13 protein-coding genes are annotated in these 14,995 nt (G+C 44.6%); 11 read left to right on the top strand and 2 right to left on the bottom strand.

What is annotated here, in order from left to right:
• Positions 1-108: 108 nt before the first annotated feature.
• Both U5J89_RS02685 and mscL read left to right on the top strand, forming a co-directional pair.
• Entirely contained in the window at positions 109-282 is a 174-nt protein-coding gene (locus U5J89_RS02685) for a hypothetical protein (RefSeq protein ID WP_322574062.1), read from the top strand.
• 119 nt (positions 283-401) lie between these two features.
• Positions 402-857, top strand: coding sequence for a large-conductance mechanosensitive channel protein MscL (gene mscL, locus U5J89_RS02680; protein WP_322574061.1), 456 nt, complete (start codon positions 402-404; stop codon positions 855-857).
• 81 nt (positions 858-938) lie between these two features.
• Here mscL and U5J89_RS02675 read toward each other — a convergent pair whose 3' ends face one another.
• On the bottom strand, positions 939-2,489 hold the full coding sequence (locus U5J89_RS02675; RefSeq protein WP_322574060.1) for a Na+/H+ antiporter NhaC family protein: 1,551 nt from the start codon (positions 2,487-2,489) through the stop codon (positions 939-941).
• Between the two features lie 137 nt (positions 2,490-2,626).
• Between U5J89_RS02675 and U5J89_RS02670 the strand changes: the two genes are divergently transcribed.
• From U5J89_RS02670 to U5J89_RS02630, 9 genes are all read left to right on the top strand, one after another.
• On the top strand, positions 2,627-3,394 hold the full coding sequence (locus U5J89_RS02670; RefSeq protein WP_322574059.1) for a lysophospholipid acyltransferase family protein: 768 nt from the start codon (positions 2,627-2,629) through the stop codon (positions 3,392-3,394).
• Between the two features lie 159 nt (positions 3,395-3,553).
• Positions 3,554-4,075, top strand: coding sequence for a class IV adenylate cyclase (locus U5J89_RS02665; RefSeq protein WP_322574058.1), 522 nt, complete (start codon positions 3,554-3,556; stop codon positions 4,073-4,075).
• 140 nt (positions 4,076-4,215) lie between these two features.
• Complete coding sequence (locus U5J89_RS02660) at positions 4,216-5,001, top strand: GntR family transcriptional regulator (RefSeq protein ID WP_322574057.1); 786 nt, start codon at positions 4,216-4,218, stop codon at positions 4,999-5,001.
• Between the two features lie 178 nt (positions 5,002-5,179).
• Positions 5,180-6,676: a glycerol kinase GlpK gene (gene glpK, locus U5J89_RS02655; protein ID WP_322574056.1), complete on the top strand. Its 1,497-nt coding sequence runs from the start codon at positions 5,180-5,182 to the stop codon at positions 6,674-6,676.
• 41 nt (positions 6,677-6,717) lie between these two features.
• Positions 6,718-8,286, top strand: coding sequence for a glycerol-3-phosphate dehydrogenase/oxidase (locus U5J89_RS02650; RefSeq protein ID WP_322574055.1), 1,569 nt, complete (start codon positions 6,718-6,720; stop codon positions 8,284-8,286).
• A 74-nt stretch (positions 8,287-8,360) separates the two neighbouring features.
• Entirely contained in the window at positions 8,361-9,128 is a 768-nt protein-coding gene (locus tag U5J89_RS02645) for an MIP/aquaporin family protein (RefSeq protein WP_322574054.1), read from the top strand.
• A 41-nt stretch (positions 9,129-9,169) separates the two neighbouring features.
• A complete protein-coding gene (locus tag U5J89_RS02640; protein ID WP_322574053.1) occupies positions 9,170-10,339 on the top strand; it encodes a porin in 1,170 nt (389 codons plus the stop codon).
• Between the two features lie 464 nt (positions 10,340-10,803).
• On the top strand, positions 10,804-13,320 hold the full coding sequence (locus U5J89_RS02635; RefSeq protein WP_322574052.1) for a glycoside hydrolase family 31 protein: 2,517 nt from the start codon (positions 10,804-10,806) through the stop codon (positions 13,318-13,320).
• Positions 13,321-13,431: 111 nt separating this feature from the next.
• Entirely contained in the window at positions 13,432-13,905 is a 474-nt protein-coding gene (locus U5J89_RS02630) for a hypothetical protein (protein ID WP_322574051.1), read from the top strand.
• Positions 13,906-14,256: 351 nt separating this feature from the next.
• On the opposite strand, the gene tnpA is transcribed toward U5J89_RS02630, so the two are convergent.
• The gene (tnpA, locus tag U5J89_RS02625; RefSeq protein ID WP_322574050.1) at positions 14,257-14,679 is read right to left on the bottom strand and encodes an IS200/IS605 family transposase; all 423 of its coding nucleotides are present in this window, start codon (positions 14,677-14,679) and stop codon (positions 14,257-14,259) included.
• Between the last annotated feature and the right edge of the window lie 316 nt (positions 14,680-14,995).

Below are 14,995 nucleotides of genomic sequence, written 5' to 3'. Positions count from 1 at the left end.
TTTTTCGGAGTTTTGGAATTCAGATACATGTAATGCAGTATTCATGTATGGAATAATATAACACGCTGCAAATATCTTGGTAATTTCTAAACAAAAAGCACTTATATAATGACTGAATATAAAATCATCTTTGAGAGCGGAGTTATGGTAGATATTACAGCTGGCAGTATTGAGTTAAACGATGTCCTGGATAAAGTTGAAGTTAAGGATGATGATGGCAAGGAGATGGAAGAGCTCTATCTCAACTTCGAGGATATTTCCGCTATTATTCCTCAGTCTTAACCACCCGTCATTTTTATCTAAAATTGAATAATCAAGCCCTCTCTATAGGTTTTTATCTTACATTTTTGTAAAGTCATTTTTATCAGTAGTTAACTATTATCCAAATATTAGGAGGGACTATGCTCAAAGAGTTTAAAGAGTTTGCCATTAAAGGGAATGTAGTGGATATGGCAGTGGGAATTATCATCGGTGCAGCCTTTACCAGTGTTGTTCAATCACTTGTGAAGGATCTATTAATGCCTCCATTGGGACTGCTGATGGGAGGGGTAGACTTTTCGGAATTTTTTATTGTACTCAAGGAGGGAAGTATTCCTCCTCCATATGCTACCATATCCGCTGCCCAGGAAGTTGGAGCCGTTACCATAAATTACGGTCAGTTTATAAATACTGCTATTAGTTTTTTGATCGTAGCATTTGCCGTATTTATTTTAATACGCTACATCAACAAGCTAAAACGGCCGGAAGAAACTCCTGAGCCAGTTTCACCATCAGTAAAAAAATGCGATTACTGTTTTTCTGATATTTCCGTAAAGGCAACACGTTGCCCACATTGTACATCGGATTTAGAGGAGTAATATTCCCAGCTATTTTATTTATAAACCCTGAGGATTCCTAAAATCCTTAGTGTTCATATATTCGACTATGTTATCAGAGAACTATACAAATACCGCAGCAATTAGCGTGTATAATACAGCACCAATTCCAGCAGCTACAAGTGCCAGGGGAATCTGGGTTTTTACGTGATCCATTAAATCACTACCGGTAGCCAGCGAAGATAGGATCGTTGTATCCGAGATAGGTGAACACTGATCTCCAAAAACACTGCCGCCTACAACCGCTCCAAAGCAGAGCGTAATAAAGAATGGATCAGGCAATATAGCCCAGGCCAACGGCATCGCCACCGGAAATACCACGGCATACGTCCCAAATGAGGTTCCCGCTGCAAAAGCAATTAACATACATAATCCCATTAAGATAGCAGGTAAAAACATCGGCATAATAGAATCGCCCACCATCGCAACAACATATTCTGCTGTACCCACCGATTCGGCGACCTCTTTCAGCGTTACTGCTAAAGCTAATACAATAGCACCAATTGTCACTCCTTTACAGCCATCCACAAAACCATCCATCACCGTTTTAAGCTCCATCCCTTTTGCCAACGCTATGAACATACCCGCAAGTACGGCTAACACAAAAGCCTCGGCAATCATCAGTAGCGGATCTTCGGTATTGCCCATCACATAAAACGTGATAATATAGGGAATAATCGCTACTCCAAGCAGCGTCCCAATGGGACCTAAGAAATCTATCAATCCTGAATTATAATCTTCCGGAATATCCATCTCTGTTAACTCTTTCGATGACATCGGCTCCGACCCATCCCGATCCAACTTTCCGGTTTCCCGAGATCGCTTGATGGCTTCGCGCATTTTCTTACTTGGAATCCAGGGCAGCAGCTCCCAGGCAAAGAGGAGTGTCATCAAAAGAGCAAAGATCCCGTAAAAGTTGAATGGTATTGCCTGAATAAAAAAGCTGACAACATCTTGATTCGTTTCAAACAGCGGGATCGTACCAACCAATAATCCGGCAATATAGAGCGGCCAAACATTAAAGGGAATTACGGTAGCGGCCGGCGATGCGGTTGAATCTACCATATAAGAACTTTCTTCGTGCGAAACACCTTGTTCATCTGAAATCGGGCGCACTGTAGCTCCTGTCAGAACGGTACTGATTGTTCCTCCCTGGTGAAAAACCAATCCCATCATCCAGGTAAAAAACTTAGCGGATTTTGGTCCACGTACAATTTTACTACCGGCCCACTCGGCAAAACGTTCGGCTCCGCCGGTGCGCGTCCAGATACCAATCAAACCACCGAGCGACCAAAGATATACCAGCAAAATAAGCGCAAAATCCTCGGTTCCAATCGAAGGAATAAGGTAAGCATCCACAACATTTATATTGCCCGAAATAAAACCCCCTAATACGATACCTACAAACAGGGAACTCACCACCTCTTGGGTCCAAAACGCCAGTACAATAGCAATAAGAGGCGGGAGCACCGACCAAAATCCGTAATGGTCACCATACTGGGGAAGCTCACCCGCAAAAACAACCCCCAACACAATTATAATAAGACCAATGACAATGTTAATACGGTTTCCTTGGGACAATTTAGAAAGTATTGAACTGTTGGTATCTGTCATCCTCTATTTGGTTGGTATTCAAAAGGTCACCGCAATCTGTATAAAAGCGGCCATCAAGTCAAATGACTATTCTCGCAATAAACCATCAATTTGCTATATTAGCCCTCAACATAACTGGTGAATAGATTAAGGGCATTATGAGCTACCCGGACTTCGGCTTTCCAGAATATCTGCGCAGCATCCTTGCCATTGCTATATTTTTTCTGATCTTTTTGCTCTTTACTCCTATTATTTTATTTCTGCTACTGATATCTTTTGGCAAGGCCTCCAATTTTGTTGTAGAACGAATTGCTCCCATAATGGTGCGTCCCGTAATGTGGGTCAGTGGCATCTCTTTTGATGTCAAAATGCATGCCGATCAACTAACCAGCCCGGCCGTTTTTATCATTAACCACAGCTCTACGCTGGATGTCCTTACCCTGCTGGCTCTGGGATTGCCCAAAATTCGTTTCGTAGCCAAGTGGGAGTTCCAGTACAATCCCATTTTTTTGATTTTGGGCCGACTTACCGGACAAATTTTCATCAAACGCAAAAAAACCGATAAAGCCATTCAAACGCTGAAGAAAACACACCGCCGCATTAAACGCGATCAGCTTTCGGTGATGATGGCCCCCGAAGGATCACGCAAACATCCCGGCATTATCGGTCCCTTTAAAAAAGGCCCCTTTCGCATGGCCATGGATCTGGACTATCCTATTGTGCCCATCTATTTTGAAGGGAACCGTGATCTCAGTAAGGGCGGAACCATGATCACCAAGTCGGGTCAAGTTACGGCACACATCCATGAAGCTATTGATACTACTGATTGGACGCTCGATAATCTGGAAGAGAAAATGAAAGAAGTAAGAAACAAATATTTGGAGTGGGAAAATGTTGAAGATGATGATGTACGGTCTATTTCGTGATGTTAATCAACTTTTCGGGAGTACAACTCCCTCTAAACTCTTGTTCAACTCCCAGATAACTTTAAGTTCAATCTCCCTAAATCCCTCTTCTCCAAGAGGGATTTTATAGTTGCGAAGGAGTTGTACTCCTAAGCAATAAAAAAGATAAAAAAAATTCCAATGGACATCCTCAATATCGAAATAAAAGCTCGCTGCGATCAGCCCGATCGCATCCGTACAATACTTCACGAGCACAATGCCGATTTCGAAGGTACCGACCATCAAACAGATACCTATTTTGACGTACCTGAAGGAAGGCTGAAACTGCGCCAAGGCACAATCGAAAACAACCTCATTTTCTACCGGCGTGATAACCAATCCGGACCCAAAGCCTCAAATATCAACCTGGTACCCGCAGAACATCCCGAAAAATTACATACACTTCTGGGTAATGCCTTGGGCATTAAAGTAGTGGTTGATAAAGTGCGTGAGATCTATTTCATCGATAACATAAAATTTCATATCGATAAGGTAAAAGAGCTTGGTAATTTTGTGGAGATTGAAGCAATTGACGAAGATGGCACCATCGGAGAAGAAAAGCTTCGTAAGCAGTGCCAAAAATATCTTGAGCTATTCGACATTAAGGATAATCAACTCATCTCCCACTCCTATTCCGATATGCTTTTGAGTACCGCAGAATAGTTTTAGTTTACAATAATATTTATTGCTGATACTATACTACTGATATTAGCCTTCGGTGACTAATGTAAGTATTTTATATTTTATAGGGATGATATATTTGAATAAGCATTACAGAACCGTTTAACCACAAATAATTTTTAATGATCTCATTTTCTCCAAATAGCCCCAAATATTACCAGATTTATGAGAAGCTGCTGGAGAAGATTCAATCCGGAGAATATGAAGAAAATGATCGATTCCCCAGCGATACCGAACTGGTTGACCAGTTTGACGTGAGCCGAGGAACCGTACGAGAGGCTGTTAAAATGTTAATCAATCAAGGCTACTTAGTACGGGAACAAGGTAAAGGGACATTTGTTACCTATAAAAAAATTGAACAAACATCCGATCAGCTCATCGGTTTCAGTGAGCTGATGAAACGAAATAACATCAAACCGGACGCTAAGCTTCTTCATAAAGAGATTATTACCCCTCCGGAGGAGTTAAAAGAGCGGATGCATTTGTCCGAAGACGATAAAGTAGTACATATCATCCGGGTTCGTTATGGCGATAATCTGCCATTAATTATTGAACGCTCTTATTTCAATTACCGTCTATTCAAACCTATCTATGAAAAAGACCTGGCGAATAATTCAATTTTTAAATTATTATACGACCATACCGAAATACGTCTGGGAGAAGCTGTTCAGCATATCGAGGCAATTAACGCCGGTGAGCCTGAGCATCAAATGCTAAATATTCCTATAGGTACGCCATTGTTGCTACTAAAGCGACTCATCCAAACCAAGTCGGGTGAATATTTCCAGTATTCCGAAGATGTCTATAGAAGCGATCGAATCAGTTTTACGACCAAAACTATCTCGTACGATCGCACCCATACTGAAACCGGTTTACCCATAGATATCTCCGACCAGACGATATCGTAATATAACCTCATCGCTAAGGCGCTCTCTTGCAGCATATTAGTAAGAGAAAAGATTTTTTTCTCTTTGAAAGATTTTTCTTGACTTATTGTAACCGGTTTCACAAATTGATTACAAGTTGTATAGACAACCATACATTAATACAAATGATCGCCATCTATAATCCTTAAACCCGTTTCTCATGTATGACCAGTATATATTAGCACTCGACCAGGGCACTACCAGCTCCCGATCAATCATCTTTGATCATAAAGGTTCTATTGTGTCATCAGCTCAAGCCGAATTTCAACAAATTTATCCCAATGCCGGATGGGTAGAGCACGACGGTAACGAGATCTGGTCTACCCAAGCCAGTACTGTGGCCGAGGTAATCGCCAAGGCAGGAATAAACGGTAATAATATCGCAGGAATCGGCATTACCAATCAGCGCGAAACAACGCTCATTTGGGACCGCAAAACCGGCAAGCCGGTTTACAATGCTATTGTTTGGCAGGATCGACGAACATCAGATTACTGTGATGAGCTTAAAGAACAGGGACATACCGATATGATCCAGGATAAAACAGGCCTGATGATCGATTCTTATTTTTCGGCTACCAAAATTCGCTGGATTCTCGAAAATGTGGAAGGCGTAAGAGAACGAGCCCAAAAAGGAGAACTGGCTTTCGGCACCATGGACTCCTGGCTGGCATGGAAATTCACCGGCGGTGACCTTCATGTTACGGATGCAACCAACGCCTCTCGGACCATGCTTTACAACATTAGAGAGGGAAAATGGGATGATGAAATTATTGATTTATTGGATATCCCTAAGTCATTATTACCTGAAGTTAAACAATCGAGTGAAGTCTACGGTCATACGCGTACCACCATCTTCTCAAGTAAAATTCCCATTGCCGGAATAGCAGGAGATCAACAAGCGGCACTATTTGGTCAGCGCTGCGTAAAGTCAGGAATGGTTAAAAACACCTATGGTACCGGCTGTTTTATGATCATGAACACCGGCGACAAGTTTATAAAATCCGAAAATAATCTACTTACCACCATTGCCTGGGAAGTTGACGGGAAGGTTCAATACGCATTGGAAGGCAGTATTTTCATCGGTGGTGCTATTGTTCAATGGCTGCGGGATGAACTTGGGTTAATTCGTCAGTCATCTATTGTTGAAGCACTGGCAAAAACTGTTCCTGATAACGACGGGGTATATATCGTGCCGGCCTTTGCAGGCCTTGGGGCCCCACACTGGAACCAGCACGCAAGAGGAACAATTGTGGGTATGACGCGCGGCACCAATTCAGGTCACTTTGCCCGCGCTTCGCTGGAAGCCATTGCCTATCAAACCCGAGATGTTCTCAAAGCAATGGAAGCTGACTCGGGTATTGAAATTCGTGAATTGCGCGTAGATGGCGGAGCTACCGAAAATGATCTTCTTATGCAATTCCAATCTGATATTCTTGACGCACCCGTAATACGCCCCAAAGTCCTCGAAACCACAGCCCTTGGTGCTGCATACCTGGCCGGTCTCGCGGTAGGATATTGGGAAAGTCAGGAAGAAATTAGTGAACAATGGAAAGAGGATAACCGCTTTGAGACCGAAATGGACCCTCAAAAGGCTGACAAATTAATTGCCGGTTGGAACAGAGCGCTCAAAGCGGCCAATGCCTGGTCAAAAGCATAATCCCATTTTAAAATTTTAATTCCACTTAAACCATTTTTGTTATGAATATTGATAGAACTACCATGTTAGATAAAGTCAAAAAGGAAACTGACTTTTGGGATATTGTCATAATCGGCGGGGGTGCAACCGGACTTGGTGCTGCTGTTGATGCTTCCTCCAGAGGATATAAAACTCTTCTGCTGGAGCAACATGATTTTGCCAAGGGAACATCAAGTCGATCTACTAAATTGGTGCACGGTGGCGTTCGGTATTTACAGCAAGGCAATGTGGCACTGGTTTTGGAGGCCCTGAGAGAACGAGGACTATTGATCCAAAATGCTCCTCACCTGGTAAAAAACCAGTCGTTTATTGTACCCAACTACGATTGGTGGGAAGGACCTTTTTACGGCATCGGCATGAAAGTGTATGATATGCTGGCCGGAAGGCTTGGAATTGGCAAATCAAAAAAATTATCGCGAGAGAAAACCCTTGAATTACTTCCTACGATTGAATCAGAGGGACTCAAAGGCGGGGTCATTTATTATGACGGGCAATTTGATGATTCGCGGCTGGCCATAAATTTGGCTCAAACTGCGTTAGATCATGGGGGCTATACTATTAACTATGCCAAAGTTACGGGCCTTCTCAAAACAAATGATGCAGTGAGCGGCGTTAAGGCACAAGACCAGTTAACCGGCGAAGATTTTGAGGTCAATGCCCGCGCCGTGGTAAATGCTACGGGTGTTTTCACCGACGACATTTTGGAGATGGACGACTCAGATGCCCAGGATATTATTGTGCCAAGTCAAGGTGTACATATCATGCTCGACAAAGATTTTCTGCCAGGCGATAGCGCCATCATGGTTCCCCACACCGAAGACGGCCGCGTATTATTTGCCGTACCATGGCACGACAAGATTCTCGTTGGCACCACCGACACCCCGGTCGAATCTCCCGAGCTTGAACCCATGGCGATGGAAGAAGAAGTAGATTTTATACTGGATCATGCCACCAAATACCTTACCGGCAATCCTACTCGTGCTGATATTAAAAGCGTTTTTGCAGGACTTCGCCCCCTCGTAAATACCAGCGGCTCTAAAGATACCGCCGACATTTCGCGCGACCATACGCTCCTGGTCTCCCTATCGGGTCTGGTGACTATTGCCGGAGGAAAATGGACTACGTACCGTAAAATGGCTGAGGATACCATTGACAAAGCAGCTACAGTTGCAGGGCTTAAGGAACAAGATTGTATTACCGAAGAACTGCGTATTCACGGCTGGCTCAAAAATGTTGATCGTGAAGATCATCTTCACAATTACGGATCTGACAAAGTAGCCATCGATAAAATCATTGAAAATAATCCTAAAATGGGCGAACCACTGCACGAACGCTTACCCTACCTCAAAGCTGAAGTTATTTGGGCCGTTCGCAACGAAATGGCTATTACCGTCGAAGATGTGTTGTCACGCCGGACCCGGGCCCTGCTCCTCGATGCCAAAGCAAGTATCGAGATGGCCCCCGAAGTAGCACGCCTTATGGCCAAAGAAGCAGGTCATGATAAGCAATGGCAGGAAAAACAAGTGGAAGAATACAAAACAATAGCCGATCGATACATCTTTTCAGGTTAACAAATATCGATTATCAAACTCAAAATAATGTAGCACCTTATTCTTAAAATTGTCACTTATTAAATCACATCGTTATGTCTCCATATATCGCAGAAATAATAGGAACCGCCATCCTTATCATTTTTGGTGGCGGTGTTGTTGCAAATGTCGTTCTCAAAAAAACCAAAGGTAACAGCAGCGGATGGATTGTTATTACCTGGGGATGGGCTATGGGAGTTTTTATAGCCGTATTTACCATGGGCCAATTTAGTGGTGCACATATCAACCCTGCCGTAACGGTGGGTTTGGCAACAGCAGGGCTATTTGATTGGTCTTTGGTGTTTCCCTACATAATTTCCCAAACGCTTGGGGGCTTAATAGGTGGTATTATAGTGTGGCTTTCTTATAAAGATCATTTCGAAGCTACCGAAGATGGCCCAACAAAACTCGCGATATTTTCTACTGCACCTGAAATAAGAAATTACTCTTCCAATTTTCTTACCGAAGTAATTGGCACCTTTATTCTTGTGTTTGGTGTGCTTTATCTGGATGCTCCCGGATTTACGAATGGTGATGGGCAACTACTTTCCTCAATAGTTATCGACGGCCAAGAAGTGGGCTTTGGACTGGGGGCCCTTTCTGCCCTCCCCGTCGGATTATTGGTTCTCGGTATAGGCCTTTCATTGGGTGGACCAACAGGTTATGCTATTAATCCTGCACGAGATCTTGGACCACGCATTGCCCATGCTTTATTACCTTTTTCAAATAAAGGAAGCAGCGATTGGGCATACTCCTGGATACCTGTTTTAGGTCCTATCATGGGTTCCATAATTGCTGCAGGATTATACCTGCTGCTTCAATAGACCCTTCTTTAAAAATAAATTTCACTTCCAAGGTTTTTATCATGCAAAAATCAACCATCCATGCCCTGATTGTAGCTATATTTTCGTTACTAATTATCCTATCACCCTCTCAAGGTTTTGCACAAGAGGTATCTTTCGACAGTAATGGCTGGCAAGCCCAGCTTACCGGTGCTTTTCCGGTATTTATGGTAGGCTCAAATCATCAAAATTATAATACCGATAACACCAATCAATTTTCTACCAGGATCATGTCGGGATTTAATCCTGCGAATCTCACATTCAGCATTACGGCACCTACTCAGAAAGGGGTCACCGTTTCTGGGATTGTACAAATCAATACACACCTTCAAGGTCCGGGCATTCAAAACGACGGGCTCTTCGAAAGCCGCATTGCTCAGATAAAGATCTCGGGAGATTTTGGGATCATTCATGCCGGTAAGGGATTCGGTATTTTTAACAGTACTTCCATTGGTGACAATGGAAGCGGTTTAGGGGTAGGCCGATTTGGAGGACCCGATGCCGCTGATGCTACTCTTGGACGCATCGGAACCGGCTATACCTACGCCAATTTCAATCCACGGGTAACCTATACCACTCCCGAAATTAACGGCTTTACGATTAAAGCAGGATTAATAAATCCGGAAAAACCAAACGGAAGCGGAAACCGATCGGCTGATTTACAAACGGCAACACCCCGCATTGAAGCTCAAATACACTACAGCAGGGAATATAATTCTGCTGATATACAGCTTTGGAGCAGCGGACTATATCAAAATGTAAATGTCATCAGTCAAGATTTCTCCTATGCATTTTCAGGATTGGAACTGGGATCAAAGCTAAAAACAGGAGCTTTGACGCTGCTCGGCTCCTACTCCCGTACCAATAGTATTGGTGCCGACGGACTCATCGGACTGAACATCTCAGGAGGCACCGGACTGGATCAAGCCGATGTAAACGCAAGCCAGTGGTACCTGGAAGGAACCTACGATTTTGAAGATATCCTGGTTGGCGGCAGTTACGGTGAAGGCAACCAAGATTCCGAAACCACGCCGGTTGGCGCATCTCCTGCAATCAAAAACCAACTGGCTATGCTCTTTGCCCGCATGCCTGTTACCGACAACCTGATGCTCATGATAGAACTCCAGAATTTCTCCTCCGATGCACAGGCCGACTATCAGGCTATGATATTGGGAACACAATTTTCTTTCTGAAACGTATTAAGCGGTTAGCTTAGATGGCAAGAACCAAGAAATACCTGCCGTGTCATCCCGGACTCCGATCCGGGATCTCGTAAGGATTATAGCGTTGATCTGGCAAGAATCTTAATCAACGTTTGTTATCCCTGCCAGATCCTGAAACCCCGAAAAGTCGGGGCAGGCCAAGTTCAGGATGATACCTAAGCTACTTCTAACCGCTAAACTCGTTTTCTGACATAAGCATCTGCTTTATATTGGATAATTATAGAGTTCTTTGTAAAACTATCGATTTCCGTTTGGCGGGAGTTGCATTCCCGCCTTGCGAGCTTTTATGGTCGGTGGTACAACCACCTCCCAACTATGTTCAGAATGACACGAAAGTAGGGTATCAAAGACCTCTTTAAAAACAAATCTCCGCGTTGCATTAAAGCCATGTTTTTATATTTTCGGGAGTCCTTTACGAATTTTAGCACCAGACTATGGCCAAGACCAATCCAGAAGCTAAGCAGAAACAATCAGAAGAAGATGAGCAGCGCAAAGCCGATGTCACCTACCGGCGTAAGCCCAATGCCATTGCCGATTATCAAGTTCAGGAACAAACTGTTTTTGTGCGCTCCGAAAATGATATCGAGCTTCGGGTTACGGTTCATACACCAGAAATCATTCAGCTGAGATACGTATTGGAAGGCGATCGTCCCACAGACTTTTCCTACGCCATTGCTCCCGACTTTAATCCCGACAATGCTGAATTCTCAACGCGGGAAACGGATCAATACCTCGAAATCACTACTGATTCACTGATCTGCAAAATATCCCAAAAAGACATGAAGGTTAGCTTTTTGGATTCCAGTGGCACGGAACTATGCAAAGATGCCAAACCCTTCCACCGCAAAGACAGCATCATGAAGGGCATTACCGAAGTAAAAATCACCAAAGAAGCCCCCGAAGGCACCCACTACTTTGGACTGGGCGACAAAATCACCGACGACGGCATGCTGCGGGGTAAATCATTCCAAAACTGGAATACCGATGCCTATGCCTACGAGCTTGATGAGCACCGTGACCCACTCTACCGAAGCATCCCGTTCTTTACTGCTATCAACAAGGATGGCAACGCCTATGGGATCTTCATGGATAACACCTTCCGTTCTCATTTCGATTTTGATTCCGATGACAACAACACCTGCACCTTTTCGGCCGAAGGCGGATGCATGAACTACTACTTTATCTACGGTCCGGACCCCACCACCGTCACCGAGCGCTATACCACGCTGACCGGAACGCCCGAACTGCCACCCCTCTGGGGACTTGGCTACCACCAGTGCCGATGGAGCTATTATCCCGAAGAGCGAGTACGCACGTTGGCAAAAACCTTCCGCGAAAAAGAGATTCCCTGTGACGCCCTCTACCTCGATATCGACTACATGGACGATTACCGCGTATTTACCTGGAACAACGATCGCTTCCCCGATCCAAAAAAGTTAATCAGTGATCTTAAAGAAGACGGTTTCGAAACCATCGTCATGATAGATCCAGGCATCAAAGTGGATGGTGACTATGAAATATATCAGCAGGGATTAAAGAACGACTACTTCTGCAAGCGTCCCGACGGGGAGCTGATGATCGGTCCCGTCTGGCCGCCCAAAACCGTTTTCCCCGACTACACCCATCCCGAAGTACGTCAGTGGTGGGGCGATCTTTACAAAGATCTGCTCACCGAAAAAGGCGTCAGCGGCGTTTGGAACGACATGAACGAACCCGCCGTCTTTGAAGTCAAAGCCAAAACCTTTCCCGATAATATTCGCCACCATTACGAGGGTGAAGGAGTCAGCCACAAAAAAGCCCACAATATCTACGGCATGCAGATGGCCCGTGCCTCATACAAAGGCATCAAAAAACACAACCAGGGCAAACGTCCATTCCTGCTCACCCGCGCCAACTTTTCGGGCGGACAGCGGTACGCTGCCCTGTGGACCGGCGACAACATCGCCAACTGGGAACACCTGCGCCACGCCCTCGAGCAGTGCGTGCGGCTCAGCATCTCCGGTTACTCCTTCGTGGGCACCGACATCGGCGGCTTCGTCGAGCAACCAAGCGCCGAGCTCTTTACCCGATGGCTGCAGCTGGGCATCTTCCATCCGTTGTTCCGCAACCACACCATGGGCTACGATGCAGAAGGAGCTGACGTCGTCAAAGAAGATCAGGCAAAACAGAAAAAAATCCAGTCCGATGACAACCAGGAACCCTGGACCTTCGGCCAAAAATATACCCACATCAACCGCTCGGTCATCGAGCTGCGCTACCGCCTGCTTCACTACCTCTATACCGCCTTTCACAAATACGTGGAGCACGGCACCCCGATATTACGTCCCACAACCTTTCACAACCAGGTCGATGCCAAGTCCGTTAACTCGCAAAATACCTTTATGTTTGGGGATCATATTTTAGTAGCGCCCGTTATCAAAAAAGGTGCACGCGGCAGAAAAACCTATCTCCCTTCTGGCCACTGGTACGACTATCGCACCAACGAACTCCTCGAGGGAGGAAAAACCCATCAGGTTGATGCCCCCATTTCGGAGATCCCGTTCTTTATTAAAGCGGGTACGGTACTACCCCTGCGCGAAGTCATGCAATATACCCAGGAACGAGATCCTGAGCTGTTGGAACTGAATGTATACTACGGAACGCAAGTAAGCGAAAGCCACCTGTATGAGGATCAAGGAGAAGGGTTTACTCACAACGAGGGCGACTACCGTTTAACCAAATTCCAATTTGAATCGAATCCCCAAGAAAAAACCCTTAGGCTTTCTGCCGATCGAGAGGGTGCCTTTACTCCAAAATATGATACGGTAAAAATCAATCTCATTGGCCTGCCGTTTGAACCCGAAGGCGTTGAAGCAGACGGACGATCGGTTTCCATCCAGAAATCATCTGCCGATCAATCCGTATATGCTTTCGAAGTTGACCCCGATTTTAAAACCATTAGAGTCTACTGATCTCCCTGATAGCTGTCACAGGGATTCCCCTATATTTTAGAGCTCACTCCCTTATTATTCTATAACTACTTGTTTTAAAATCACTTATATCCAATATAGAGGGAGGTCATTATGAGATCACTATTCGCTTTTATTTTGTGCGCATGTTTTTCGCTCGCTATTACGTTTGATGCCGTTGCTCAAGATATGCCACAGGCCAAAAAGATGGAGGGGCATACCTGGCACCAGGTTGTGATGGTTAAATTTAAGCCCGGCATGGTTGATTCGGCTGCAAAGATCATTGACAATCATTTTATGAAGGCCGGTATGGAAATGGAATCGGATATGCCCGGTCCGCAAATTATGCGCCTGCACTCCGGCGAATGGGACATGCTGATGGTTTGGACCTTAAAGGGAATTGAAGAATTAAATTGGGAGACGTCGCCCGATGACGCTAAATGGATGGCCCAAATGGCTGAGCAGGAAGGCGGCATGGACAAAGCTATGAAGCTTATGGATAGTTATATGTCCCTGATCGACCATTCCACCTCGTATTTAGCTACCACTCGGGATATGGCCGGCGAAGCGATGGGCAGCCGGGAGTAATAATAACTGCCCATACTTTCGTAATATCTTTAAATACACATGCACCATAAATCCCCTCCGCGGGAGGGGTGCGGGTATCGATCCCGAAATTTCGGGATCGATGGGGTGGGTAGTAGCATTTTTTTAAAAAACACACCCCGCTCCCGACATCCGTCGGGACCACCCAGAACTACGCTAAAGCTTTGATCTGCATGCCTCTTGATAGAGGGGATTTATTCCTGCTAATATTCTAATTACTCAACCCAAAAAATAGCAACTCAGAAATCCCCTCCCCGGGAGGGGTGCTGAGGAACGAGGCGGGGTGGGTAGTTAATGCACGGAAATAAATTCCCGCGCTAGTGCTGGTATGGCTCAAAAGTTATTATATCTTTCAAATTGAGTTATTTCCTGATCCAACTTCCATGTTGCATGATGTTTCTCCTGTTGGATAATATATTGGCGAACTGCATTTATTTCTGAAGGACTTACAGATATCGCCCCATATCCTACTTGCCATGAAAAAGGTATTCCAATTACATTCTTACTGCTAATCCAACGAGATGAACTCCCTTTTAGCTGCTTGACAATTTGTGCAATTGATTGGCTTGTCTTTAACCTTACAAGGCAATGAACATGATCTTCTATACCGTTTATCGTATCTACAATCATCCCCTTTTGCTGAGCATTGCCCTTCACATACTTGAAAAGCGCCACCCGAAAGTTTTTATGCAACAGTGGATTTCGATCTTTAGTTGTCCAAATCAAATGAACCCACATTGATGAATAGCTTTTCATGGCTCAATATTTTAATAATTCATTATTAGCGCGGGAATTCATTCCCGCGTAATAGAAAGACCCTTAAGAAACATAATCCTTACAACATTACAGCTTTCATGATAGCACTATCTCAACAGATTAATTTCTGATAGATATCTTCATAAAGTATTATATCATTACAAAGTAAAAAGACCTACACATTTTCCTTGAGGCCCTATTGCGGAGGGGTGCGGGTAGCGATCCCGAAATTTTGGAATCGATGGGGTGGGTAGTTAATGCACGGGAATAAATTCCCGCGCTACTGATCTCCCCACTTCTTGTGTATCGGGACAAA

Origin of the sequence: Fodinibius sp. (genome assembly GCF_034521915.1) — a bacterium.
Taxonomy (GTDB): Bacteria; Bacteroidota; Rhodothermia; order Balneolales; family Balneolaceae; genus Fodinibius.
Note: the sequence above shows the minus strand (reverse complement) of the source record. Positions and strands in the feature narration are given on the sequence as shown.

Bases quoted from the DNA above. Each gene is read 5' to 3' on its own strand.
- U5J89_RS02685 (WP_322574062.1), top strand. From the start codon at position 109: ATGACTGAATATAAAATCATCTTTGAGAGCGGAGTTATGGTAGATATT.
- U5J89_RS02650 (WP_322574055.1), top strand. From the start codon at position 6,718: ATGAATATTGATAGAACTACCATGTTAGATAAAGTCAAAAAGGAAACT.
- U5J89_RS02675 (WP_322574060.1), bottom strand. From the start codon at position 2,489: ATGACAGATACCAACAGTTCAATACTTTCTAAATTGTCCCAAGGAAAC.
- U5J89_RS02665 (WP_322574058.1), top strand. From the start codon at position 3,554: ATGGACATCCTCAATATCGAAATAAAAGCTCGCTGCGATCAGCCCGAT.
- tnpA (WP_322574050.1), bottom strand. From the start codon at position 14,679: ATGAAAAGCTATTCATCAATGTGGGTTCATTTGATTTGGACAACTAAA.
- U5J89_RS02630 (WP_322574051.1), top strand. From the start codon at position 13,432: ATGAGATCACTATTCGCTTTTATTTTGTGCGCATGTTTTTCGCTCGCT.
- U5J89_RS02640 (WP_322574053.1), top strand. From the start codon at position 9,170: ATGCAAAAATCAACCATCCATGCCCTGATTGTAGCTATATTTTCGTTA.
- U5J89_RS02670 (WP_322574059.1), top strand. From the start codon at position 2,627: ATGAGCTACCCGGACTTCGGCTTTCCAGAATATCTGCGCAGCATCCTT.
- U5J89_RS02660 (WP_322574057.1), top strand. From the start codon at position 4,216: ATGATCTCATTTTCTCCAAATAGCCCCAAATATTACCAGATTTATGAG.
- U5J89_RS02635 (WP_322574052.1), top strand. From the start codon at position 10,804: ATGGCCAAGACCAATCCAGAAGCTAAGCAGAAACAATCAGAAGAAGAT.
- U5J89_RS02645 (WP_322574054.1), top strand. From the start codon at position 8,361: ATGTCTCCATATATCGCAGAAATAATAGGAACCGCCATCCTTATCATT.
- glpK (WP_322574056.1), top strand. From the start codon at position 5,180: ATGTATGACCAGTATATATTAGCACTCGACCAGGGCACTACCAGCTCC.
- mscL (WP_322574061.1), top strand. From the start codon at position 402: ATGCTCAAAGAGTTTAAAGAGTTTGCCATTAAAGGGAATGTAGTGGAT.